The organism is Lysobacter auxotrophicus, from assembly GCF_027924565.1.
In the GTDB taxonomy this organism is placed as follows: domain Bacteria; phylum Pseudomonadota; class Gammaproteobacteria; order Xanthomonadales; family Xanthomonadaceae; genus Lysobacter_J; species Lysobacter_J auxotrophicus.
The window spans coordinates 2,385,068-2,408,785 of sequence record NZ_AP027041.1; the positions used below are offsets into that span (position 1 = coordinate 2,385,068).

General features: G+C 64.8%; 27 protein-coding genes and 1 tRNA gene. 13 read left to right on the forward strand and 15 right to left on the reverse strand.

Features of this window, described 5'->3' with window-relative positions:
• Positions 1–59: 59 nt before the first annotated feature.
• Positions 60–476: a hypothetical protein gene (locus LA521A_RS10600; RefSeq protein ID WP_281778874.1), complete on the forward strand. Its 417-nt coding sequence runs from the start codon at positions 60–62 to the stop codon at positions 474–476.
• Between the two features lie 317 nt (positions 477–793).
• Positions 794–1,579: a TSUP family transporter gene (locus LA521A_RS10605; protein ID WP_281778875.1), complete on the forward strand. Its 786-nt coding sequence runs from the start codon at positions 794–796 to the stop codon at positions 1,577–1,579.
• On the opposite strand, the gene LA521A_RS10610 is transcribed toward LA521A_RS10605, so the two are convergent.
• The 3 genes from LA521A_RS10610 to LA521A_RS10620 all read right to left on the reverse strand — a co-directional run bounded on the left by LA521A_RS10610 (position 1,576) and on the right by LA521A_RS10620 (position 3,099).
• Entirely contained in the window at positions 1,576–1,803 is a 228-nt protein-coding gene (locus tag LA521A_RS10610; protein WP_281778876.1) for a hypothetical protein, read from the reverse strand. The genes LA521A_RS10605 and LA521A_RS10610 overlap by 4 nt on opposite strands.
• Positions 1,804–1,908: 105 nt before the next feature.
• Positions 1,909–2,211: a YciI family protein gene (locus LA521A_RS10615; RefSeq protein WP_281778877.1), complete on the reverse strand. Its 303-nt coding sequence runs from the start codon at positions 2,209–2,211 to the stop codon at positions 1,909–1,911.
• A 57-nt stretch (positions 2,212–2,268) separates the two neighbouring features.
• Complete coding sequence (locus LA521A_RS10620) at positions 2,269–3,099, reverse strand: AraC family transcriptional regulator (protein WP_281782076.1); 831 nt, start codon at positions 3,097–3,099, stop codon at positions 2,269–2,271.
• A 183-nt stretch (positions 3,100–3,282) separates the two neighbouring features.
• On the opposite strand from LA521A_RS10620, the gene LA521A_RS10625 reads away from it, so the two are divergent.
• Complete coding sequence (locus LA521A_RS10625) at positions 3,283–3,819, forward strand: carboxymuconolactone decarboxylase family protein (RefSeq protein WP_281778878.1); 537 nt, start codon at positions 3,283–3,285, stop codon at positions 3,817–3,819.
• A gap of 55 nt (positions 3,820–3,874) precedes the next feature.
• Positions 3,875–4,132 carry a hypothetical protein gene (locus LA521A_RS10630; protein ID WP_281778879.1) on the forward strand — a complete coding sequence of 86 codons (258 nt, stop codon included), beginning with the start codon at positions 3,875–3,877 and terminating at the stop codon, positions 4,130–4,132.
• A gap of 50 nt (positions 4,133–4,182) precedes the next feature.
• Here LA521A_RS10630 and LA521A_RS10635 read toward each other — a convergent pair whose 3' ends face one another.
• The 3 genes from LA521A_RS10635 to LA521A_RS10645 form a co-directional block, all read right to left on the reverse strand.
• The gene (locus tag LA521A_RS10635) at positions 4,183–4,890 is read right to left on the reverse strand and encodes a M23 family metallopeptidase (protein WP_281778880.1); all 708 of its coding nucleotides are present in this window, start codon (positions 4,888–4,890) and stop codon (positions 4,183–4,185) included.
• 48 nt (positions 4,891–4,938) lie between these two features.
• Entirely contained in the window at positions 4,939–5,934 is a 996-nt protein-coding gene (locus LA521A_RS10640; RefSeq protein WP_281778881.1) for a L,D-transpeptidase family protein, read from the reverse strand.
• Positions 5,935–6,165: 231 nt separating this feature from the next.
• The gene (locus LA521A_RS10645) at positions 6,166–6,408 is read right to left on the reverse strand and encodes a choice-of-anchor Q domain-containing protein (protein WP_281778882.1); all 243 of its coding nucleotides are present in this window, start codon (positions 6,406–6,408) and stop codon (positions 6,166–6,168) included.
• A 362-nt stretch (positions 6,409–6,770) separates the two neighbouring features.
• On the opposite strand from LA521A_RS10645, the gene LA521A_RS10650 reads away from it, so the two are divergent.
• Positions 6,771–7,307 (forward strand): hypothetical protein, encoded by a 537-nt coding sequence (locus LA521A_RS10650; protein WP_281778883.1) that lies wholly within the window; start codon positions 6,771–6,773, stop codon positions 7,305–7,307.
• A 33-nt stretch (positions 7,308–7,340) separates the two neighbouring features.
• On the opposite strand, the gene LA521A_RS10655 is transcribed toward LA521A_RS10650, so the two are convergent.
• Together LA521A_RS10655 and LA521A_RS10660 are read right to left on the reverse strand one after the other, a co-directional pair.
• Positions 7,341–7,502, reverse strand: coding sequence for a hypothetical protein (locus LA521A_RS10655; protein WP_281778884.1), 162 nt, complete (start codon positions 7,500–7,502; stop codon positions 7,341–7,343).
• A gap of 54 nt (positions 7,503–7,556) precedes the next feature.
• Positions 7,557–7,745, reverse strand: coding sequence for a hypothetical protein (locus LA521A_RS10660; RefSeq protein WP_281778885.1), 189 nt, complete (start codon positions 7,743–7,745; stop codon positions 7,557–7,559).
• A gap of 278 nt (positions 7,746–8,023) precedes the next feature.
• Here LA521A_RS10660 and LA521A_RS10665 point away from each other — a divergent pair, with 278 nt between their 5' ends.
• The 3 genes from LA521A_RS10665 (at position 8,024) to LA521A_RS10675 (ending at position 11,092) form a co-directional block, all read left to right on the forward strand.
• A complete protein-coding gene (locus tag LA521A_RS10665) occupies positions 8,024–9,259 on the forward strand; it encodes a tyrosine-type recombinase/integrase (protein ID WP_281778886.1) in 1,236 nt (411 codons plus the stop codon).
• A 96-nt stretch (positions 9,260–9,355) separates the two neighbouring features.
• The gene (locus tag LA521A_RS10670; RefSeq protein WP_281778887.1) at positions 9,356–10,123 is read left to right on the forward strand and encodes an SH3 domain-containing protein; all 768 of its coding nucleotides are present in this window, start codon (positions 9,356–9,358) and stop codon (positions 10,121–10,123) included.
• 12 nt (positions 10,124–10,135) lie between these two features.
• Positions 10,136–11,092 carry a hypothetical protein gene (locus LA521A_RS10675; protein WP_281778888.1) on the forward strand — a complete coding sequence of 319 codons (957 nt, stop codon included), beginning with the start codon at positions 10,136–10,138 and terminating at the stop codon, positions 11,090–11,092.
• Positions 11,093–11,227: 135 nt separating this feature from the next.
• On the opposite strand, the gene LA521A_RS10680 is transcribed toward LA521A_RS10675, so the two are convergent.
• Positions 11,228–11,971, reverse strand: coding sequence for an enterotoxin A family protein (locus tag LA521A_RS10680; RefSeq protein ID WP_281778889.1), 744 nt, complete (start codon positions 11,969–11,971; stop codon positions 11,228–11,230).
• Positions 11,972–12,086: 115 nt separating this feature from the next.
• Here LA521A_RS10680 and LA521A_RS10685 point away from each other — a divergent pair, with 115 nt between their 5' ends.
• Positions 12,087–12,287: a hypothetical protein gene (locus LA521A_RS10685; protein WP_281778890.1), complete on the forward strand. Its 201-nt coding sequence runs from the start codon at positions 12,087–12,089 to the stop codon at positions 12,285–12,287.
• Positions 12,288–13,172: 885 nt separating this feature from the next.
• Here LA521A_RS10685 and LA521A_RS10690 read toward each other — a convergent pair.
• The 3 genes from LA521A_RS10690 to LA521A_RS10700 form a co-directional block, all read right to left on the reverse strand.
• The gene (locus tag LA521A_RS10690) at positions 13,173–14,276 is read right to left on the reverse strand and encodes a PKD domain-containing protein (RefSeq protein WP_281778891.1); all 1,104 of its coding nucleotides are present in this window, start codon (positions 14,274–14,276) and stop codon (positions 13,173–13,175) included.
• Between the two features lie 34 nt (positions 14,277–14,310).
• A complete protein-coding gene (locus tag LA521A_RS10695) occupies positions 14,311–14,622 on the reverse strand; it encodes a hypothetical protein (RefSeq protein ID WP_281778892.1) in 312 nt (103 codons plus the stop codon).
• 1,300 nt (positions 14,623–15,922) lie between these two features.
• On the reverse strand, positions 15,923–17,065 hold the full coding sequence (locus LA521A_RS10700) for a T6SS phospholipase effector Tle1-like catalytic domain-containing protein (protein WP_281778893.1): 1,143 nt from the start codon (positions 17,063–17,065) through the stop codon (positions 15,923–15,925).
• 318 nt (positions 17,066–17,383) lie between these two features.
• Here LA521A_RS10700 and LA521A_RS10705 point away from each other — a divergent pair, with 318 nt between their 5' ends.
• Both LA521A_RS10705 and LA521A_RS10710 read left to right on the forward strand, forming a co-directional pair.
• Entirely contained in the window at positions 17,384–18,394 is a 1,011-nt protein-coding gene (locus LA521A_RS10705; RefSeq protein WP_281778894.1) for a hypothetical protein, read from the forward strand.
• Positions 18,395–18,804: 410 nt separating this feature from the next.
• Positions 18,805–19,161, forward strand: coding sequence for an ogr/Delta-like zinc finger family protein (locus LA521A_RS10710; protein ID WP_281778895.1), 357 nt, complete (start codon positions 18,805–18,807; stop codon positions 19,159–19,161).
• A gap of 183 nt (positions 19,162–19,344) precedes the next feature.
• On the opposite strand, the gene LA521A_RS10715 is transcribed toward LA521A_RS10710, so the two are convergent.
• Positions 19,345–19,434, reverse strand: a tRNA-Ser gene (locus tag LA521A_RS10715).
• Between the two features lie 187 nt (positions 19,435–19,621).
• Positions 19,622–20,650 (reverse strand): LysR family transcriptional regulator, encoded by a 1,029-nt coding sequence (locus tag LA521A_RS10720; RefSeq protein WP_281782077.1) that lies wholly within the window; start codon positions 20,648–20,650, stop codon positions 19,622–19,624.
• Positions 20,651–20,754: 104 nt separating this feature from the next.
• On the opposite strand from LA521A_RS10720, the gene LA521A_RS10725 reads away from it, so the two are divergent.
• Positions 20,755–21,336, forward strand: a complete 582-nt coding sequence (locus LA521A_RS10725; protein WP_281778896.1) for an FMN-dependent NADH-azoreductase — start codon at positions 20,755–20,757, stop codon at positions 21,334–21,336.
• A gap of 272 nt (positions 21,337–21,608) precedes the next feature.
• Here LA521A_RS10725 and serS read toward each other — a convergent pair whose 3' ends face one another.
• Positions 21,609–22,901 carry a serine--tRNA ligase gene (gene serS, locus LA521A_RS10730; RefSeq protein WP_281778897.1) on the reverse strand — a complete coding sequence of 431 codons (1,293 nt, stop codon included), beginning with the start codon at positions 22,899–22,901 and terminating at the stop codon, positions 21,609–21,611.
• A gap of 138 nt (positions 22,902–23,039) precedes the next feature.
• On the opposite strand from serS, the gene LA521A_RS10735 reads away from it, so the two are divergent.
• Entirely contained in the window at positions 23,040–23,690 is a 651-nt protein-coding gene (locus LA521A_RS10735; protein ID WP_281778898.1) for an energy transducer TonB, read from the forward strand.
• The last annotated feature ends 28 nt before the right edge of the window (positions 23,691–23,718 follow it).

Here is a 23,718-nt window from a genome sequence, read left to right on the forward strand (position 1 = left end):
CGTCTAAGACGATGCAGGTCCGCGCACCGCGCCAGCGTCCTTCACAGCCGAGGCTGTCAGTGGAAGCACCCCGTTATTTCGTCACCTACCGGCATCCGCAGAGCGGGCGAACGATCACGCGCGTGTTCGGGCGCTTCGTCGATCCCGTGCTCGCCGACCGCATCGCACGCGCGCAACTGGGCGAGGCCGGCTGCGAAGTGCTCCACGTCCGCGCCGAAACGCCGACCGAAGCGCTGCATCACCGCATCTCGCGCAGCATCACCCGCACGCTGCGCATCGCCCTGGGCACGGGGCTCTCGCTGCTCGCCTGGCATGCGCTCTTCCTTCGGAGCAGCCCGCGCATCAGCGACATGCCGCTGGGCCGGCTCACGCTCGGCATGCTGCTGACGTTCGGTTTCCACGCCGCGCTGATGGTCGCCGCGCTGGTGTTCTGCTGGGACATCGCGTTCGGCGAGGGGCCTTATAACGGACGCTAGGTCGTCGTCCCCTCGTTCGAAGCCGTCATCCTCTTTTTCGAAGCCGTCATCCCCTCGTTCGAAGCCGTCATCCTCTTTTTCGAAGCCGTCATCCCCTCTTTCGAAACCGTCATCCCCGCGAAGGCGGGGATCCAGCGTCCCGTCGCATCACGCAATCCGCAAAGCCTCCGCATCGACAGCGGGATTCCCGCCTTCGCGGGAATGACGGTTGCGGAGTGATCCAGCTTCCCGCCTTGCCACGACCGCAGCACGGATCGCAAAACGAACGGCCACCCGCCCCGTACAATGCCCGCCCCTACCCGCGCGCGGACACCCCGATGGAACTGGCCACCGACACGATCGCCCTGCTGATGGCGGTCGCCTTCGTGGCCGGACTCATCGACGCGATCGCCGGCGGCGGCGGGCTGCTCACCATTCCCGCGCTGATGGCGGCCGGCATTCCGCCGGTCAACGCGATCGCCACCAACAAGCTGCAAAGCAGCTTCGGCACCGCGAGCGCGGTGGTCGCGTTCGCGCGCAAGGGGCGCATCGATTTCCGCCGCTTCCTGAAACCCGCCATCGGCGCGTTCGTCGGCTCGGCGTTGGGCGCGTGGACGCTGCAGCGGTTGAACCCCGCGTTCCTGGCGGGCCTGATCCCGATGCTGCTGATCCTGATGGTCGTGTACTTCCTGCTCGCGCCCAAGGCCAGCGAGGAAGACCGCCAGGGTCGCATGGGGCCGATCGCGCTGCTGGCGATCGTCTCGGCGATCGGGTTCTACGACGGTTTCTTCGGCCCGGGCACGGGCTCGTTCCTCACCACCGCGCTGGTTGCGCTGTTCGGCCTCGGGCTGGTGTCGGCGACGGCGCACACCAAGTTCCTCAACCTCTCCAGCAACATTGCCGCGCTGCTCACGCTGATCGTCGGCGGCCACGTGCTGTGGACGGTCGGCCTGCTGATGGCGGTGTCGAGCATCGCCGGCGGCCAGCTCGGCGCGCACCTGGCGATGCGCGTCGGCGGCCGCGTCATCCGCCCGCTGCTGGTGACGATGTCGCTGCTGCTGACGATGAAACTGCTCTCCGACCCGGGCAATCCGCTGCGCGTGTTCGTGATGGCGCACGCCTAGCGGCTGGGAACCCACGGCGCGGCGAATCCGTCCTCGCGCGCTTCGCGGCACGTCGTGCTGCGCAGCGCCTGTTCGAGCTTGTACGGCGTGGTCGCGTGCGAGACCGCCGAGCGGCATTCATCGACCGCCAGCGTCCGCACCGCGAGCGACCCGAGCACTGCCAACGAGGCGATCGCGACGACGCCCCCGATCAGCTGGCGCCGGCTGGGAAAGGTATCGATCATGGCCCTGCCTCCTCACTTGCCGGAGATATCGGCAGCAGGCGCCGGGACTTTCGGCCTGATGCCGGCAGGCGATCGACGTTGCGGCCCCCGCCGCAACGGCCGCGATCAGGACTCGGGATCGAACATGATTTCGCGCACTTCCTGCGCGCAGCGACACGACGACGCCAATTTCGCCGCCCATTGCATCGCGTCGTCGCGCGAGGCGACTTCGATGATCGAGAAGCCGCCGATCACCGGCTTGGTTTCCGGCCACGGACCGTTCGAGACCGTGCCGTCGGGCGCGACGATGCCGGCCTGCTGGCCGAGGATACCGCCGCCGAATACCCACACGCCCGCGGCCTTCGCTTCGCGCACGACGGCGCGCGTGGCCGCGTCCACCGCCGGCAGCTCCTCGTCGGAAATCTTCATCCATCCATCGTCGAACGAAATCAGGTATCGCAACATCCCTGCCTCTCCCTGGTTGAGCTACGGTTCGATCGGGCAACCCGCCGCGCCCTGGTGCAGCGTGAGCCATTCGCGCGGCGACGAGCCCGTCCGTCTGCGGAACGCGCGCGACAGCGACGGTGCATCGGCGAATCCCAGGTCGAGTGCGACCTGTTTCACCGACCGCCCCGTGCGCAGCAACGAGGCCGCGACGTTGAGTTTCCAGTCCAGCGAATACGCCGCTGGCGTGGTTCCGGTCGCCGCCTTGAACGCGGCCGCGAACGCGCTGCGCGACATGCCCGCGCTGGCCGCCATGCGTTCGAGCGTCCAGTCGGCGTCGGGCGTCTGGTGCACGGCGATGAGCGCCTTGGCGAGCCGCGGATCGCACAGCCCCATGATCATGCCTTGCGACACGTGCGCCTCGTCGGGGTGGTCGATGATCCAACGCAGCACCTGGATCAGCACGATTTCGAACAGGCGATTGACCAGCAGGCGCGAACCGCAGCGCACCTGGTCGGATTCGGCGAACAGCAGGTCCAGCGCGGCGCCGAGGCCGTCGATCCTTTCCAGCGGCAACACGATCAGGTCCGGAAGCGACTGCACGATCGGATTGCGCGCGCCGCCGTCGAAATCCAGCGTCGCGCAGGTGAAGTCCGAACCGTCCACCGGCGGGTTGATGAACTCGTGGTGCACCGCGCGCGGGAACAGCAGCAGCGTCGGCTCGGACAGATGCGTGCGCGCCTGCCGCGGGCCCTGCCCGTGCAGCATGTCCATCTCGCCGCGACGCAGCACGTGCAGGAAGCCGCGGCCCGGCCGGGCGTCGAACACCTGGTGGCCGCACAGCGGCCCGGAGTGGAACAGCGATGCCTGCACGCGGAAGCGTTCGAGCACCGGCGTCAGGCGGTCGATCGGCGCTGCGCCCGCATCGGCAGACGGCGCTGCAACCTCGGACGAAATGCCATCTTTCAGCGACACATAGCCACCAATCGTCCCGAACGGGTTCCTAGTATGACCGCCAACCGGCCACTCCGGACGGTCCAAACAGGAAACCAAGCCATGTCCCGCGTACCCCTCGTCAATGCCCAGGACGCCACCGGCGAACGCCAGGCCCTCCTCGGCCAGATCCACTCCGCCTTCGGCGCCACGCCGAACATGTTCCGTGCGGTCGCCAACTCCACCGCGGCGCTGAAGAGCATGTGGGGCTCGTTCGGCGCCCTGGGCGGCGGCGTGATTCCCCCGAAGCTCGGCGAGCAGATCGCCGTCGCCATCGCCAACCGCAACGCTTGCGAGTACTGCCTCGCCGCCCACACGGCGCTGGGCCGCAAGGCCGGCGCGAGCAGTCAGGAAATGACGGCCGCGCAGGGCGGCCAATCGCAGGATCCGAAGACCGCCGCCGCGTTGCGCTTCGCGTTGCGCGTGGTCGAAGGCCGCGGCCAGATCGACGACGCCGATCTCGCGCAGCTTCGCGCCGCCGGCTTCGGCGACGAGGAGATCGTCGAGATCCTCGCGCACGTCGCGCTCAACCTGTTCACCAACTACGTCAACGTCGCCTTCGCGGTGCCGGTGGATTTCCCCGGCGTGAAACTGCGTTGATGCGATCGGCTCGCAGGCCGGGCGAGTCCCGGCCGGCGAGCTTCGCGAGAAGCCCATGTCACGCCACTACATCCCGATCGACTGCGAATTCCACGACGTGCTGGAAGCCACCGCGACCCGCAGGCAAGTCGCCACCGTCCACTACCTCGACGAGGAAGGACGGCCGCGCGCCGTCGACGCGCGCATCGCCGACCTCTACGCGAAGGACGGCATCGAATACATGCAACTGGACGACGGACGCGTCATCCGGCAGGACCGCATCGTCTCCATCGACGGCGCGCAGCGCAGTGCGTTCGAGCGACGCATGACGTGAGCGCGAGCGTGCGCGTCAGCGAGCACCGTGCCTGCCGTGTGTCAAAGCGTCTATTGCGCGCGCGTGAGCACGGGGTACGGGTTGAGCGCCGTGCCCTTCCACCACTGGCGTTCCGGTCCGAGTTCGAAGATCGCGAAATGCAGGTGCGGCGCCGACGGATCGGCATTGCCCGTGCTGCCGACGTAGCCGATCACGTCGCCGCGCCGGATCGGCTGCTTCTCGCGAAGGCCGTCGGCGTAGCGGTCCAGGTGCGCGTAGTAGTACGCGTAGCGGCCACTGGGTTCGAACTGGTAGATGGTGAGGCCGCCGGGCACGCTGGTGAACAGCTTCTCGACGGTGCCGTCCGCCACCGCGATCACCGGCGTGCCGCGCGGCGCCATGATGTCGATGGCCTCGTGCACGCGGCCCTGGGCGCGCGCATCGCTGAAGGTGTCGTGCAGCTGCGCGGCCGTAACGCCCTGCACGGGGATCGTCAACGCGCCGTCGATTGCCGGTGCAGACGCGGGCGTCGAACGCGCTGCGGAGGGCGCAGCCGGAACGTCGGGCGATGCGGGCGTCGCAACCTCCGTTCGCGATGGCGCATCGATCGACGACGCCGGCGCCGCAGCGCGTGCAGCGCTGCTCGGCGCGACCTGCATCAGCGACGCGGTCGCTGCTTCGGCCGGCGGTGCAGCGCCACGCTCGCGCCCGAAGTGGAACAGCGCGACGTTGGCGCCCAGCAGCACGATGGCGAGGAACGACAATGCGGCCTTGCTCATGCGCGCCTCCGTGGCATGGGGTGGATCATGCGTGGGTCGATCGCCGCCTCACTGCTGCAGCACCGCAGGCGTGCCGGGGCCGACGGCGCCCGCCACCGCGGCGGCATCCCAGTTGGTCAGGCGGATGCAACCATGCGATTCGGTCTTGCCGACTTTCCCCGGCTCCGGCGTGCCGTGGATGCCGTAGTGATCCTTGCTCAGATCGACCCACACCACGCCGACCGGATTGTTCGGGCCCGGCGCGATCTTCGCCTTCGCGTGCCCCGGATCGGCGTCCCAGAACAGCTTCGGGTTGTACTGGAAGTGCGGATCGCGGGCGACGCCCTTGATGGTCCAGCGGCCGATCGGCAGCGGGTCGTGTTCGCTTCCGGTCGACGCGGGAAAACGTGCGTACACGCGATCCTGCGCGTCGCGCAGCAGGAGCGAGGAATCGGACTTGTCGACCACCACCGACGCCGCTTTCGCCAGCGCGTTGGCCTGCACGTTTGGCACCCACAGCGTGGTGCCTTCGCGCGTGAGGTCGGCGCCAGGGTTCAGCGCGGCGATCAGCGCGGGACTGGCGTGGAAGCGCTCGCCCAGCGCCTCGGCCAGCGACGCGAACCCAAGCTGCGGCAGCGCCGCCTTGGCCATCATGTCGTCCGGAATCGCGGTATACGGGCCGGCCACGTCCTGCGCGGTGAGGCGGTACTCGACCAATGCGGGCGAGGTATCGACGGTCAGCGCGCGCCACGTCGCTTCGTCCATGGCGCCGGTCGCGTCGAGATCGCGGCTGCGCTGGAACGCCGCAATGGCGCGCTCGGTGTTCGTGCCCCAGCGACCGTCGATCTCGCCGGGCCCGAAATGCGCGCGATCGAGCAGCACTTGTGCGCGCAGCCGCGCGGCGGCGTTGGCATCGTCCTTCAGATCGCCGGCGGGCTGGGCGTCGTTGGCGCGCAGCAGCGGCGAGGCATCGTTCTGCGGGCCTTGCGCGAATGCGCAGATCGGGGCGGAGAGCGCGAGCAACAGCGCGGCATGCAGGACCGGCTTCATCGAAAGCTGCTTCATCGAATCACTTTGGAAACGGATACGCCTGCATGCTGCTTGGAGGCTTTTCGGCGTGGCGTGAACGTCGAGCGTTCTGGCTGTCGGCGATCTGAAGCGCCTCGTCCGGCGAGTCGAGCCTGCACCGAGTCGGCCGGTGGCGCCGCGCAGCCAACCATCGCCACGAATGGGCGAAGCGACATGGAGCCCGCAAACGGCGAGTTGCTTGCTCGCCTGCGGACGCAGTGGTTGGCGCTACGGGCTCGGGCTCGGCCGATCGACCGCGCCGATGTCGGCGAATGCACCATGGGTTCGCGGGAACCCCGGTCCGCGCTGGTCGTACTGCAGGTCCAGCGCGTTGTTGCCGCGATCGAGCAGCGGGCTGCCGGACTGCGGCATGTGCGCCGGCGTCGGTCCGCCGTTGTTGCCCAGCGGGAGAAGTCGCGGGTCTTCGCTGAGGATGGTGTCCGCGGGAAGCGGCGCTCCCGAACGGCCCACCACGTTGTTCCTGCCGGTGACGGCCTGGTTGTCGTACAAACCGGAATCTCAGCCCCCACGATGGAGCCGACTTCGACAGCGCGGCTCAGCACCGCGAGCTCTGCGGGAGTAATGGCGCTGACGGCGACAGGCGATCTCCCATGAGCCGCCTCCATGCGCGCCGTGCCTCGCTCGGAAGCGGACCTCAGCACCGGGCTACGCCTCGGAGGTGCCCCCCCCCACTCCGCCGGAACCCATCGAGCGACCTGCCTGGCCGGTCGGATACAGACCATTGCGTTGGGCTGTATACGGCCCACGCCGGTAGCGGCTCCATGGGAGCGGCGCCGTCGTGTCGCGGCCGCTTTCGACCGGAGAGAAACCCGATGACCCGATGGATGACGCTGGGATGCACCGCCGCCGTGGCATGCGGCATCGCGGGCATCTCGCACGCGCAGGCCGTGGCGACCGCGTCATCGGCGCCGACACCCGCGGCCGCCTCGCAGGACAACCGCATGGTGCTGGCCGACAACGAGTCGTTCCTGATGCCGCTGGACGACGCGAAGAACGCGCATCCCAGCTATCCGCAGCACCTGCTCGGCCAGAACCTGCCGCCGCGCATCGTGTGCCTGCGCGTGGGTATCGATGAAAAGGGCGCGGTCACGGTGGTCGCGCGCGCGCCGGTGTCGGAGATGTGCCCGAAGGGCGCCGAGCCGGAATTCCTCGCGGCATCGGAAACGGCGGCCCGGACATGGAAGTTCGACCCGGCGCTTCGCTGTGTCTTCCGCAACACGAAGGACAAGGAGCGCGCCGTCGCGAGTTGCGATGGCGGCAAGAGCGTCCCGCAGGCGGTGACGCTCGTGTATCGGTTCCGTTTCGAACAGACCGACGGAAAGCCCCAGGTGCATGTGATCGGCGGCTGACGCCGCGCACCTGCGGGCAAACGCAGCGGCCGCTTACTGCTGGCCGTCCTGCGGGGTGCGGCCCTCGTCGTGGCCGCTGGTCGTGGCCTTGTTGGCTTCGCGTGCAGCGGCCTTCTTCGCGGCCTTTTCGTCCTGCTGCTTCTTCTTCGCGATCTCGCGCTGGCGCTTTTCGAATGAGTAGTTGGGCTTGGCCAAGGGATGTCTCGCTTTGTGGGGAAAGTATGTCGACGGGCGATGCGGGCGCGTTGCTCAGCCGGTCCTGGAGCCGCCCGGCACGCCCTTCTTCGCCGGATTGGCCGTCGCAGCGGCGACCGCCTTTTCGGGTTTGCGGCGCAATGGCGTGACCCCGAGGATCTCCACCTGCCCTCCGGCCTTGCTGAAGGCGGCCATGTCGGCGGCGATCCGCTCGTGGGTCAGTTCCTTGTCGCGGTCGGGCATGGCGTTGTCGCTCCTGGCGGACGTGATCGTGATGGCGCTGCTCGTTTCACTTGTGCCACAACGAGTGGAAGTCGCCGTGAATTCCGCGCTGGTGGATGGCGCGTAGATCGGGTGGGTGGCGGAGAGAGTGTCTGTCAAGGCACCCTCCGCGCCGGTTCGTCAATGTTCGTCCGAGAGCGAAAACCTCTATTTTTTCAGCCTTGTAGCGGTTTTCGCGGTTCGGTAGCGTCCGCCCCTGTTCGCCCCAATCCGGGGCTCAAACGGGGATCGGGACGGGGATGGCAAGACAGCTCAATCGGCTCACCGTGAGGGCGGTTCAGGCCGCGCGACCGGGGAAATATGCCGACGGCGGCGGCCTGTTCCTCCAGGTCACGAAGACCGGAGTCAAGTCGTGGACGTTCCGCTATACGCGCGGCGGCATCGAACGATACATGGGTTTGGGTCCAACTCACACCGTAGGCCTCGCCCAAGCGCGCCAGAAGGCCCTGGAGGCGCGACAGGACCTGATGGCGGGCCGAGATCCGCAACAGGCGCGTCGCGCCGCGCAGGAAGCGACAGCGGCTGTACCGACCTTCTGGGACGCAGCCACGTCCTACATCGCCGAGCAGAAGCCCGGCTGGGCTAATCCGAAGCATGCCTCGCAGTGGACGAGCACCCTTCAGGCATACGCAAAGCCCCACATCGGCACACTCCCTGTCGACCAGATCGACACGGAGCATGTGCTCCAGGTACTTCGGCCGATCTGGGCCAGCAAGACCGAAACGGCGACTCGCGTCCGCCAGCGCATCGAAGCGGGGCTTGATGCATTGGCCGCTAAGAAGCTCCGCTCGGCCGAAAACCCTGCGCGCTGGCGGGGCCATCTTTCGAAACTGTTGCCCAAGCCGACGAAGGTGCGCTCCGTGGAGCACTTCCCCGCGATGCCATACGTGGAGGCGCCTGCGTTCATGACGCGGCTTCGGGCCGAAGTGGGCGTCGCTCCGAGAGCGTTGGAATTCCTGATCCTGACCGCGGCTCGCACAAACATGGTGACCAAGGCCTCCCGCGGGGAGATTGAGGGCAAGACCTGGTACGTACCTGCGGAACGCATGAAGAACGGAAAGGCGTTCACCGTCCCGCTTTCGAACGCGGCGTTAGCCGTTCTTACACCTGCGCCGCCCAACGAAGACGCTGGACTGTTCCCGGGTGGCCGCGCCGGCAGCAAACACCTGTCGAACGGAGGCATGGACAAGTTGCTGACCCGGATGAAGGTCGATCGCTTCACTGTGCACGGCTTTCGCTCGACCTTCAGGGACTGGGCAGCCGAGAAGACCCACTTTCCCAACGAGGTCATCGAAATGGCGCTCGCACACACGATCAAGGACAAACGGAAGCGGCATATCGGCGCGGCGATTTGCTCGCAAAACGTCGGGAGCTCATGGAGGCGTGGGCCGCGTTTCTTGGCTGAAACGCTGAGCTCGCTACAAACAAGAGATAGCGAAGTCATGCCTGCTGTGGGCCAGCACGTGCGCACTTAAAACTGGAGCGCATAGTTTCCGACGAACGGCGACCTGTCTCGTTCGACACGGGCGTTGCCTTCAATGTGTGATGACGCACGCACGCAGGAGGGCGACATGCCCAGGGACGTTTCCATTGCCCATCTGCATCCGGACTTCAGGGCGCGTGTGTCGCGACTTGCCTCCGGCCTGAGTCAAACACCGTTCCAACTCTTCGAGGGGTTCCGCTCACCCGAACGTCAGCGCGACCTGTTCCGCCAAGGTCGCGGCGATGGTCGCCGAATTGTTACCAATGCTGATGCGTGGCAGTCATACCATCAGTACGGCCTCGCGGCGGATTTCGTGCTGCTCATCGACGGTGTCTGGTCATGGTCGTCCGACGCGGGGCTGGACGCTCACTGGAAGCTCCTACGCAAGCTAGCCGGACAAGCGGGTCTGGAATGCCTGAGCTGGGAGGCGCCGCACGTTCAATTTCCCGGCCTCAGCTGGCGGGGTTTGATGAAAGGTGAGTATCCGTCGGGAGGCGATGCCACTTGGGCCGAGCATCTGCAAGAGTCCATCCAACGCTGGAAGCGTAGCGGTCAGGCCGCACCTCCGGTCCCTTCTGAGGTTCCGCATCGACCAGCAATCCAGGCAGCGGAGGCACACTCAGGCAACGGGACTTCGGACAGGGCCTCCGGCACCTATTCCCGCGTGGCGGCGAGACATGGGTTGCGCTTACGGTCCGGACCGGGCGTCCACTTCAACGTGGTGGATGTCCTGCCATTAGGCCGGCAAGTGTCGGTCATGCGCGTCGACGGCGAATGGGTCGCGGTCGACCTCAACTTCGATGGCTACGCAGACGGCTATTGCCACGCGGGCTACCTCGAGCCGATCGCAGCTTGAAGGAGGCGATCCATGCTGCACTCATCCGAAAAGCCATGCCCACGGCTTTGGCGCCAGCTGTTCGAGGAACTTCGCTCGTGTAAAGGCGTCGACGGCCAAGGTGTACCGCGCGAGCTTCTGCATGAACTCCAGAACTTGTCCGCGGATACTGCTGAAGCGTGGGAACTCTATCGGCTCGATGCTGCGATGTTGGAATACCTCAGCGATCAAGAACTTCGCCTGCGTATTCTCGCCTATCGTGAACTTCTCCAGCATCTTCTGACCAAGGATGCGTATACGTCGCTGTGCGAGAACCTGTCACTGAGTAACGAGCGCGCAGATCTTCTGAACGAAGCAAAGGGATTAGCTAGCCGGATGTATCGGCGGTACGTCCTGGTGCCTTCGGTCGAGGCACTACGCGCGGACATCGCAATGAAGATCTTTCTGTCTGTGGCCACGGCCTGTGTAGCCGTCGCATTGCTCGAGGTCTTCGATCCACGACAGCTGAGCAATTTTGCCGGGGAGTGGCGCATCTATCTGGTGGCAGCGGCAGCAGGCGCGTCGGGAGCTGCGGTCAGCACCACTGTCCGCTTGTACCGCGTTGACCCTAGGCACGAGCCACTGTTGACATGGATGAGCCTGGAACAAGGAAAGCCTTCGCTTTGGGTAGCCCCGGTACTCGGAGCGGTGTTCGGAATGGTACTCGTGCTCCTGATCAACGCGGGGGTGATCTCGGGCGCGCTGTTCCCCGCGAACCTGGACGACCCAGCACGTGCGCCGAAACTGATGATCTGGGCGTTCATCGCCGGGTGGGCGGAGCGCTTTGTTCCGGACGTTCTCAACAAACTGGCGGCGATCCGCACCACCCGTCCACCGGATGAATTTCTGCGGACCCGATACGCAAACGAAGCACGCGCTGGGACATCCAACGGGACGTCCTCGGTTCATGGCGAGCCGGACCAAGCGACGATTGACAGGGCGGTCGGCTGAGTCACTCCGCCGACACATGCATGCCGGGTCGCCGTTCTCAGCAGGGGAGAGTTCCTGAACGCCTCTTGTTCCGGCGCTCACAAGCCAAGCTTGAGTCGGAGTAAAAAGAAAGGCGCCATTTCTGGCGCCTTTGGTTCACATGCGCGGCAGCTGGTCCGATAGATACCGTTGGACCGCCTGCTCGGGGCTTTCGAGACCTTGGCATGGCTCACGCTTAAGATCGTACACGGCGCAGGTTCCCCAAGGACGCCAAGGATCCAAGCGCCACGCCGCAAATCCAGGCGGGAAGCCGGCCAGCTGTGGCTGACCGCCGCCGTCGTGCGTGGCCCCATAGCGAGCACGATCGAAGTCGCGATTGAGGATTAGCGGCCCCATGCGACCGAAATCGATTTGGTACCAACCATAGATCTGCTGCCAATAGATGTTTCCCATCGCAGCAAGCTCATACTCGGACCCTCTGTTATAGAACTGTCGCAGCGTGCCGGCCGCGTCGATGAAATTCGGCGTAGGCGATATCACATAGACCCACCCGTTTCCGCCATAGTTCTCGGTAACCCAGCGCTGAGCAACGCCCAGGTTCGATGTCGTGCTGACGAATATGGAATTTGGCCTGCTGTTGCCGGACGAAGACCCTTGCACGTGGTTGTACAACGAGTAATCAGCAGCCGCCTGTACGCGCGTCAGATCCTGCTGCGCACGCGGGATAAACCCGCCATCCTGCTTCACGACGTCCGGGGCTTCCATCACCGCCCGATACACCACTTGCGCCGGAGGCGCCGGCGTAGGCGCCTGCGCCTGCACCGCATTTGCTCCAATAACAAGAAGCAGCGTTAACGCTGTTCTTAAGAGCATGCCATTTCTACTTGCTGTTGCGTCCATCGGATTGCTCCTTGTGGTTGGTCAGAGTTCGTAGCTGAAGAAGGCCTTCTTCAACCTCACTCTGGGCCGGCGCCTGTTCATCGAACAATCAGAATGAGTCGCACGCCTGCGACGATTGCAACTGAACGCCATATGCCATGGTGCTTTCGCGCAGAGCAGCCCTACCGACATCATCACCATCCGCGCGCGCAGCGCCGACCTCACCGCCGAGCTGCGCAACCGTCGCGAGCGCGGCTGGGACAGCACCACGCTGGGCGCCATCCTCACCACCCTCGCGGGCGAGCACGGCCTGACGCAGCCATTTCACCCGCGCTGACCGAGCGGCCGTCCACCACCTTGACCAGGCCGAGAGCGACGCCGCCCTCCTCACGCGTCTGGCGAACCAGCACGACGCCGTGTCCACCATCAAGGCCGGGCACCTGGTTCGCCCCGATCGGCAGCGGCGGCGAGAGCGGCAACGCGAAGCGGCTGCCAGAAACCTTCGCAACGGAGACAGAGGCGCGCCACGCAGCGCAGGCCGAGTGGGCGCGGTTGCAGCGCGGCGCTGCAACCCTGAGCCTCAGCATCGCGCTTGGGCGAGCCGCGATGCACCCGGAACTGCAGATTAGTCTCTTTGGCTTCAGCTTTGCAGCCGGCAGCAACGCATGGCTGGCGTCAAAGGTGATTCACTAGCTCGGGGTAGCGGTTTCACGACCGTACTCGAGCTCGAATCTCTGGCATGACGCCCAAGGACTCCCGCAATCTCTGAGACAATCTTGCTAAAGCCTCGGCTCGGGGACATGAACTGACCCCGAGCCCGTCCGCACTTGTCCGGGGATTGCTATCGCCCAGCAACTAGAGCCTGCGCTAATCTCCTAGAGGATCACGTCCTGCCGCGAAAGTTCGTTCAGCCCTTTGTAGGGCGTGCAACCGGAAACTGCCGGCGCCCCACTCGAACGTGACCGGCTTCTTGTTCGTCAGATCAGTCAGAGCGCTGCGTATGTGTTGCGCTTTGCATCCGACCATCCCGGGCCAAGCTGACACCAGTTACACGCTGCCGAGGTTTCGAAGATCACTTGACCAGAGGGCAAGTTGATTAGCTTTCCTCACATGAAGTCGCATTTGTACCGAACGAGGCGAGCAGCAGGGGCGAGCACAAGGATCGTCTTCATCACAGTCCTCGAAGTGTGATATTTGCTCTGTGCTGCACCTAGACAGCCCGCTAGTTCAGGAGAAGGTAAAGGACCGGAGTGATATCCACAGGAGGGGGCGGAGATGTCACGACGACGGTGCGGGTCGTCTGATCCGTGTGACCTGATGAATCGGTTGCGCGCAAGGTGACGTCGTACGAACCCGACTTGGCGTAAGTATGTTCCGGATCCTGGGCAGTCGAAGTACCGCCATCCCCAAAGGTCCAGTTCCATGCAACTATCGCCTCGCTATCTGTAGACAAGTCCTGGAACTTCACCCAGAGCTCCACGGCGACATACACGAAGCTTGCGGTGGGCGCACCGAACGGCCCGATTCGCCATCCGTACGCAGCGGTCCCGCATCGCGTCGTTGCTGCTTGCCCCAGTGTCTGCCATCCAGCCGGCATAGGCGAGTAGGAGCAGATGACCATGTTGTTTTGGGGGATCCGTATCCGATGAGCGGAAGCGCCGTTGCAAGGAACAGAGCCCACCGTTTCCGTGATAACGAAGCCTTCCGGCGGCAGCGTGTCAGCGCACACCAGTTGATTATCCGTGGGAATGCGCAGTGTGTAGGCGCCCGCTCCATTGCATGAACTGGAAGACGTGTACGCAGTTGCGGCGTAGCCACGGCCAAGCGGCGTACCGACGCAGACCTTGATTCCGTCTGTTAGCGATCGGATCGTCCAGCGATACATGCCAGCGCACCCGGATCCTGGCCCGATGGAAGTCACGCCGAATCCCGCCGGAAAGATCGTCGCATTGCATATCGACATGTTGGTTCGAGCGGCATAAATCTTCCAGCGCTTCACGCCGCGGCATACAGAAGTGTTGTCGACGATCTCAGTGACCACGTGCTGCGATGGCATGGGCGAGTTCGCGCAGATGAGTAGCCCGTCGGAGGGCGGCTGCACTTTCCATCCAGTGCCTCCCGTGCATTGCGACACGCCGACCAGCGCCTCGGTTACAACGTAGCCCGAAGGGACTGCGGAAAATGAGCAAATGATCGATCCCGGCGGTGCCAGCTGGGCACGAGCCTGATTCACGGGCACTGCAACACAGAAGGTGAGAAGAGCTAATACCAAGGCGTTAAAAGCGCGCCCCTTCATTGCGCGCAACGTACTCATCAATCCTTTCATCGTACCCTCGCTAAGATTGGCTGGAACGCTGACGCTATTGGTAGACGAACAGTGACTGAAGATTCGTACCCCAACCGGCGCAGCCGGTCGCATTGGAGACCTCGAGTTCCACCTGTTTTCCCGCGGAAAGGGCGGTCAATGCCGCGGCATACATCTCTTTTCCGCCGGTATTGGCTAGCTCGATAGTGAAGACGTCCGTACCACAGAGCCCTCCTGGAGAGACTTGCACATAGACCTTCCCCACGTACGGGCGAAGCGAAACAATATTCACCCTCCCTCCAGTCTCACCAGCATTTGCAGTGAACCCGAGCGTAAGCAGGAGCGCGATCGAGACAAGCTTCTTCATGGCTACAATCTCCTTATTTGCAGTGGCGGTGCGCGTAAGTCGGCACCAACGGCGGGACTTGCTATCCAAGGCGCGGTTGTTTTACGCGCGCCTCATTACATACGAGTGCTGAACACTCGGCGTTGCCGGTGCTCACGGAGGTGTGGGAAATTGAATCGCAGTCCTTGCCCTTATCTTCTCCTTGGCGAATTCGCCAGAAATCGCAACGCACCACGCCGCCCATCATTTCGGCAGTCGATCAAAATTGCGCTGGTGCGTGACCCAGGTTCGGCCGAATCCCCTGACCGATGCCACCGAGATTACGTTTACTCGGCCCGGTGGTGTCAAGCCTTCTTAGCCTGGTTGGGAAACCCGTCGTGTGGGACGTCAATTTCGGCACGTCGAGGAGGTGGAGCGCCCCGCTCGAGAGCGTCGCCGTGCGCCGTCGACCACCTGGACCATACCGAAAGCGCTGCCGCCCTGCTCATGCACCTGGCGAAGCAGCACGACGCCGCATTCGCCATCAAGGCCGGGAACCTGCTGTTCGCGTCGATCGGCGGCGGCAGGACTACAAGCGGTCAGCCGCTGTCACCATCCATCGCACAGTCTGGGCGACAGCGGCCTAGGTACTGCTCTGGATCTGGAATCCCAGTGAGCGGCTTCAGAGCTTGGGAGCGTTGATGCACCACACCCTGGACTGGTGAGGGCTGCACGTCATCTCGTCCGATCTGCCCAAGAACTGTCGGAGACGGCCGATCTATCCTGAATCAGTAGCTCAGCGGCAGACTCAAGTTCTTCAAGGTCGTCGAACCATGTTGAAGGGACGAGGGATCGAGGTGGGTCCGGCAAGGACATGACACCGATTTCGCGCTACAAGATGGAGCGATGCTGGCTTTCTGCGCGCTCGTCGCGGTTCTCGGGGCGATGGCGGACTGGCTGTTGACGCGGGATGACCTCAGGAACTTGCCTGCAAGGGAGCCTCAACAGTTGCCTGCAGCGAGATGGGTCCCTCTGACGGTGGACGTATTGCACTAGCTGCAATCGCCGGTGGTGTCGTCTGGCTGCTGATGGTCGACACGCTGGAGGGTGGTAACAAACGGCAGTCACCTGGGTCCTCCTCATGTCGCTCTTTGCTGGCTTCGCGGCGCCGGACCTTGGTTTAGGCCTGAAGCGACGTATCCCCCGAGGCATTTCTCGCCCATATCGGGGCGGGCACACCTCCGACGGAAAAATCCGACCGTTCGGATCGCAAATGAGCCACGCACACAGACATGGAAAGGGCCGACGACGAGATGATCCCAATCGTGTTGGCGTTGGATGATCAGGTGGTCGCGCCAGGGCGTACCGGAGGAGCCGTCGGCGCCTTGCCCGAGTACGCACGAGGATCCTTGATCAACGCAAAGTACCGCTGAAGATTCGGCGGTCGGTATGAAGGGTCGGCGTCCCAGCGCGCACGTACAGATGGATGCAGCTTCTGGGTTTGATCCGTCGTGGTGCTCGAAGCGGTGGGCTGCTCGGTCTTCGATGCGGCAAGGCCTATAGCCCGGTCGATACCCGCAGTCACGCGATAAAGGCCTGTCTTCGAATCGTGCATTTCGCCCAGCGGATTCGGCTCCAGAGGGTTTGCGGCTTCCACTGCGTGATCCATCTGCAGTCCGTTCGCGACCGCGTTGTCGCGCATCCACCCGAGTGAGATGTCCGACAAGCTGCCCTTGGTTTTATGGGACGGCGGATATCCACCACCGATGTCGCTGTGCACGCCAGCGAACCAGACCTGTTCCACCTTCTGTCCCGCCTTGGGGACTGGAGCCCAGCGCGCTGCCTCGAACGGTGCACGGCGCTCATCGATCGCGAGAGCCTGGCACGCGTACTCGACGGTTCCACTCAGCTCGACGTCGTGGAATTTGTATTTGTCAGCCGTTAGCCAGCGAATGCCGCGGACCGGAATGCCGAGTGCGCCCACCGTGTCCCAGACGCCGATCATCCGGACGGGGATCGGATTGGCCTTGGCGAGCGAATGGATGCACCTGAAGGAGGTGGGACGCTCGTCGTTCGGTCCGTCGCCATCGCAGTACATCGTGGCGACCTGGGCATATAGCTTCAGGAACCGCGGGTTCAAAATGCCACACTTCCGAATCAGACCGGCCAGACTGCGAACCGTGTAGGCGCCGCGGCTGAAGCCAAACAGGAAGATCTCGTCGCCTACTTCGTAGTTCGACATCAGGAACCGATACGCCTCGTAGAGGTTCATATCGAGGCCTTTCCCGAACGCACCGCCAGTGAGTCGATCGAGCTGGTTTCCCGTGCCAACCCCCTCATCGTAGTAGGTGATCTGGGGGACCCCGCCGGCATTCTTCGCAACCCGCATCGCGAGCTGGAGCACGTTCGTTGGACACGCGTGGCCGTCACGCGTTTGATCTGCCCGGTTCCACGTGCCGTCACAGAAGATCGCTAGACGCTTCATGGTCGCTGCTCCTTACCCTGCCAACCAAATCAACGCCATGGGTTCGAGGCGCAGGCCAGATCTCACGCTCGCAGCGCGGCAGTCCAACGCTCACCGGCCCCGTGGCGCGGTTCTTGGCCGAAAGCCTCCCAGCAGGTCGGAGAACCGGGCCCTCAGCCTCTTGTCCCACCGCAGTGCGGCCATCTATCGTTGCCCTGGGGGACAACCTCATGGATGAAGCCGAAGGCTTGAAGCCCGCGGCATCGGCCCATTCGCGCCGCTTCCGCGCGCGATGCGCCTTACAGACGGCGGAAGAACACAGGGGGATGTGTGACAGCCTTGCACCAGTTGGAAATCGAAGAGACCGAACTCGTCCAGCACTATCTGGCGGTAGACCCGGTGACAGCTATTGCCGTGACGAACGGCGCGCTGGATATCGCAATCAAACTGAAGAGCCTGTTCGGCTCGCGACGCGACAATGCAGAAACCAAGAAGATGCTTGGCATTCTCATCAAGCAGAATGCCAAGATCATCAGCCAGTTGAACCAGGTCCTGGCGATCCTCAACAACCTCGGCGTCATCGTGCAGCAGGCGGTTCGCACTGAGCTGGCGACGTTCCTGAAGGACGGCATCAGCGCTGACCTGCTGAGCTTCTACGAGACGTATGCCGTCGACGTAGAGCACCCCGAACTGGACAAGGAAGTGAGGAGCAGATACGAAGCGATTTTGCCGACCTTCGTGCGCGGCGGCCGCCAGTTCACGCTGAGCGATACGTACGGGTTCGGGCACTTCCACACCGTGGGCCTCGCCATGGTGATGGAGGACTGGATCCGCGAGCGGCTGGGTCAGCACATCACGTTCCGCACGCAGGCGATGAACACCTACATCGCGTACCTCGAACGCGTAATCGATCCGAGCGAACCGGGCTCGGTTGGGGCGCAGCTGGCAGTTGCAGACGCACAGATCGCGAGACTCTCTGCCCTGCTGGACGCCGCAGACGCAAAAGTCAGAGCCGGCTTCACCTTGAAGGGGCGTGTGCGCTGGAAGACAGATGGGGGCTGGGACATCGAGCTAACGACCTTCCACACCGCGAAGGGCGACCGTGTGACAGGTTACAGCGTGCATTCCGAAGAGAAGGAAACGGCCCGCGAAAGAAATAACCCGCACCTGGCAGAACGCGTCGCGGGAGCGGACCCCATCGACAATGGCGACAAGTCGGTGCAGGGCCGCGTCGCGTACTGGAACGCTATTCGCGCTGCGTTGGCGATTGCGGAGAACGATCGCCGCATCCTACTGACCTCGATTGCGGGTGCGAACAAGTACATCGAGTATGGGCGGCAGGTCGGCTAACCGGGCTTCGCTGCCAGGCGGCCGCTAAGCGGCCGCCTGCAACACTCTCCGATGCAGCACGGAACGCCTTACCTTGTGAGCCAAAAGCACTCGACTTCTCCCAGACTATCTACGAGTGCCCGAAAGGCCGGGCTCCTCGCGCAGATCTCACTAACTCGCGACCTGTGCAAGAGACCAGGACCTGCAGCTGCCTTGTTATACGTTCTCATGTACTTCTTGACGACCGATACGCCATTGCAACCGTCCACACATTGCATGAGGGTTTGCCCGGGCCACACGTCGGGATCGGCGATCATCCAGTTCTCGACCATTCGATCAGCAACTCCCACCACAAGCTGATCGTGGACACCCTCGCTTCGCAAGCTTTCAGCAATCGCACGCCCGAAAGACTCGGCGCGGGAGCAGGCGGCATGACCCGCGTCGTCACCATGACCTGCCCCGCCTGCCATACGCCGGGCCGCATCCGTTCCTCCGCGCCGGTCACGAAGTGCGTGCGTGTGCAGTACTTCATCTGCCGCAGGCTCGGCTGCGGCTGCCAGTGGAAGGTGCTGGCGGAGTCGGTGGCGATCCTGACGCCCAGCGCGCTGCCCTTCGTCGCCGAGGCGCTGCCGGACATGGACGAAGGCGAGCGCATCGCGGTCTTCGTGAACCAGAAGCGCGCCATCACGCCCCGCAAGCGCACCTCTTCGCGCCGCCGTCTTAGCGGCTTAGGCCCGCTTCCATCCACCTTTCCCACCCCTCGGCCGCTTCGGCCGGGCACGGACTAACTTTGCCAGTCGGTGATGTCCTCTGCAGACACTTGGGAATCGAATCTGAAGCTCATCGCCGTCTCCCTCGTCGACGCATCAGTTAGGGCATGCTTAAGTCGCGGAACTCAATGCCCGGACCAAACGAACAATGCCCGGACCAAACGAACAATGATCGACGGGCCACTGTAGCGCGGCCGCATTTGGCGGAAGAGGTGGGATTCGAACCCACGAGGGAGTTTCCTCCCTGACGGTTTTCAAGACCGTTGCAATCGACCACTCTGCCACTCTTCCGATCGGCGGACGCACTTCAAGCTAACGAACGCTAAATGAAATTGGTAATTTCAAATGCCTTAATTCGGCCATCTCTCCGTATCGGCTGTCGCGTTCGACGCCGCCTTGCGCGGCGACCGCGATTCCGTGACGGGAATCGGCGGGCCGCCTGAAACGATGCGGCCCGCGTGGTGCGGGCCGCATTCTCTCATGCCTCGGTCACGATGCGGGGTGCCGGTGCGGGCGGCGCGGCGGGAGAAAGCTTCGCCACGTCCTCCGGGCACGGTTTGCCCTTGATCTCGCTGCACTGCAGGCGCGCGGATTCCACCAGCCCCGGGGCCTTCTCGGCGATGAAGTCGATGAAGACGCGCACCGCCGGCAGCAGGCCGCGGCGCGAGGCGAACACGGCATGGAAGATGCCCTGCGGCAGGCGCCAGTCGGGCAGCACGACTTCCAGCTCGCCGCGGCGCACGGCTTCGGCGCAGATCGTTTCCGGCAGCAGCGTGATGCCGACGCCCTGCTGCGCCAGCTGCATCAGCATCGGGAAATCGAAGCCCATCACGCGCGGCTTGAGCTCCACGCGGCGCACGTCGCCATCGGGACCATGAAGCTCCCAGCGCTGACGGGCGTCGTCCTCGCTCATGCTGAGGGTCACGTGGTCGGACAGTTCGTCCGGATTCTTCGGGCGGCCCATGCGCTTGAGGTAATCGGGGCTGGCGACCAGCAGCTCCTGGATCTGTCCGAAGCTGCGCATCACCAGGCTGCCGTCGTCGTCGAGCTTGGAACGCACGCGCAGGGCGACGTCGATGCCTTCGTTGATGATGTCGACGCGGCGGTTGCTCACCAGCAGCTGCACGCGCACCTGCGGGAAGCGCGCGAGGAACTCCGGCAGCAGCTTGGGCATCTGCTGCTGCGCCATCCCGACCGGCACGCTGACGCGGATCACGCCGCGCGGCTCGGCGCTGAGGCGATCGACCACCTCATGCGCGGCCTGCGCCTCGGCCAGCATCGACTGCGCATGCCGATAGACGCTGTTGCCCACGTCGGTAACGGCGAAGCGGCGCGTGGATCGCTGCAGCAGGCGGACGCCAAGGTCCGTCTCCAGCTGGCTGATGCGACGGCTCAGGCGGGACTTCGGGATGCCGAGGGCGCGTTCGGCGGCGGCGAATCCGCCGTGCTCCACGACCATCGCGAAGTAGTAGAGGTCGTTCAGGTCCTGCATGGCCATAATTCCAATTCCGGAACAGTTAGTGATAGTTGACCAGATTTATTCCATTACCGCAACGACCTAGATTGGTCCCCGAACCGGCATCCCGCCGATTGTTCCATTCGAGGCCCATCATGAAGCTCCTGCACCTGGATACCAGTGCCCTTGGCACCAACTCGGTCACCCGTGAACTGACCGCCGCCGTCGTGGCGCGCTGGCAGGACGCCGTGGGCGACCTCACCGTCGAGTACCGCGATCTCGACGCCGAACCCCTGCCCCACCTCACCGGCCGATCGCTGGCGAAGGCCGATCCGGCCCAGGCCGCGGCGGACGAAGCCACGCTCCAGCAGTTCCTGGATGCGGATGTAGTGGTGATCGGCGCGCCGTTTTACAACTTCAGCATCCCGTCGACCCTGAAGGCGTGGATCGACCGCGTGGCCGTGGCCGGTCGCACGTTCCGCTACACCGAGGCCGGTCCGGAAGGCCTGGCCGGCGGCAAGCAGGTGATCATCGTCAGCGGTCGCGGCGGCCAGTACGGCGATGCGAGCCCGGCGGACTTCCAGGAGGCCTACCTGCGCCAGGTGTTCGGTTTCATCGGCGTGACCGACCTTGAGATCGTCCGCGCCGAGGGCGTGGCGTACTCGCCGCAGCATCGCGCCGACGCGTTGGCCGCCGCGCACGCGTCCATCCGTTCGCCTCTTGCGAAGGCTGCCTGACCGGCAGCCAGCGCAACGCGCGCCGGCCCACCCCTCCCCGCTTGAGCCGGTAAACGCGAACGGGCCCGCAATGCGGGCCCGTTTTTTTGACCCCCTGTCCCCTCGGGAGAGGGGTTGGGGTGACGGGTAACGCAGGGGTAGCTTCGAACCACCACTGCAGTGAGGCACAGACGGTTCGCCGTTACGGCTTCGTTGCCCCTCATCCGCCCTGCGGGCACCTTCTCAGCTCTGCACTCCCTTCGGTCGCCGAAGGGAGAAGGGAAGAGCCATCGTCAGGCGATCCGCTCGACTCCGCCCATATACGGCCGCAGCACCTCCGGCACCGTGATCGAGCCGTCGGCGTTCTGGTAGTTCTCCATCACCGCGATCAACGCGCGGCCCACCGCGGTGCCCGAACCATTGAGCGTGTGCACCAGCTCCGGTTTGCCGGTGGCCGGGTTGCGCCAGCGCGCCTGCATGCGGCGCGCCTGGAAGCTCTCGCAGTTCGAGCACGACGAGATCTCGCGATAGGTGTCCTGCGACGGCAGCCAGACTTCCAGGTCGAAGGTCTTCGTCGCCGCGAATCCCATGTCGCCGGTGCACAGCAGCACGCGGCGGTACGGCAGGCCGAGCTTTTCCAGCACGACCTCGGCACAGCGCGTCATGCGCTCGTGCTCGACGTAGCTCTCTTCCGGCCGGGCGATCGTCACCAGTTCGACCTTCTCGAACTGGTGCTGGCGGATCATGCCGCGCGTGTCGCGACCGTGGCTGCCGGCCTCGGCGCGGAAGCACATCGAATGCGCGGTCATGCGCATCGGCATCGCGTCGGCCTCGACGATCTCGTCGCGCACGATGTTGGTCAGCGGCACTTCCGAGGTCGGGATCAGGTAACGCTTGTGCGCCGTTTCGCCGTCGCCGATGGAGGTGGCGAACAGGTCGTCCTCGAACTTCGGCAGCTGGCCCGTGCCGCGCATGCTGTCGGCGTTGACCAGCAGCGGGACGCTGGTTTCCTGGTAGCCGTGCTCGCCGGTGTGCAGGTCGAGCATGAACTGCGCAAGCGCGCGATGCAGGCGTGCGAGCGGTCCGCGCAGCACGGTGAAACGCGCGCCGCTGAGCTTCGCCGCGGTGTCGCCGTCGAGCCAGCCGTTGCGCGCACCCAGTTCGACGTGATCCTTCACCGGGAACTCGAACGTGCGCGGCGTGCCCCAGCGGTGCTGCTCGACGTTGTCGTTCTCGTCATTGCCCTGCGGCACGGACTCGTGCGGCAGGTTCGGCATCGTCAGCGCGATGGCTTCGATTTCGCCGCGGATCGTCTCCAGCCGCGCCTCGCTCGCCTTGAGTTCGTCGCCGAAGCCGGCGACTTCGGCCATCAGCGCGCTGACGTCCTCGCCCCTCGCCTTGGCCTGGCCGATCGCCTTGGAGCGCGTGTTACGCAGGTTCTGCAGCTCCTGCGTACGCACCTGGATCTGCTTGCGCTCGGACTCCAGCGCCTCGAGCGCGGCGGCGTCGAGATCGAAGCCCCGGCTCTCGCGCAGGCGGACGGCGAGTTCGGCGGGGTTCTGGCGCAGCAGGTTGGGATCGAGCATGGGAGCGTGGGCGAACGAGTGATCGAAGTCGCGATTATCGCGTGTAACCGCGGTTCAGCGCGACGGATTGCCGAAACGTTCACTTCCTGAAGGGCCGGCGTGGGCAGAATCGGTGAACGATCCCCTACCGGTTCACGCATGTCGACACCCGCTCCCGCGCCGCATCGCCCCGCCTTCGACTTCGCCCGCTGGCTGCCGGCGGGGCGCTCGTTCCTGTGGGTGCTGCTCGCCTTCGTGATCGGTCTGGTGCTGTTCGCGGTGGTACTGTCGATCGGCCGCAAGGACGACGATGCGCTGTTCCGCGTCGGCACGCCGCCAACCGCCGATGCGCCGACCTACAACCCGCTGCCCGCGCCGCTGCCGGCCGGGCGCGACAACGCCAGCGGCATGGGCGCGGCGCCGGCGCAGGCGCCGACGGACCAGGAAGAACGCCCGCGGCTGGTCGAAACGCGCCCGGCCGCACCGCCACCGTCGATGCCGCAGCCCGCCGCGCCGGCGCCGAGCGGGCCCGCTTCGCGTCCCGAACCGATCGCCGGGCAGACCCCGGCGCCGCGCTATCCGACCCAGTCGCTGCGTCGAGGCGAAAGCGGCACGGTCATGGTGCGGGCGCAGATCGGCCCGGATGGCGTGCCCGGCAGCGTCGAGGTCGCCAACGGCAGCGGCTCGCGCTACCTGGATCGCGCAGCAGTGGACGCGGTCAAGCGCTGGCGCTTCCGCCCCGCGACACAGGGCGGTCAGCCGACCACGGGAACGGTGATGGTGCCCATCGAGTTCCAGGCGCAGCGCTGAGGCGCGCTGCGAGTTACCCGCGACGAGG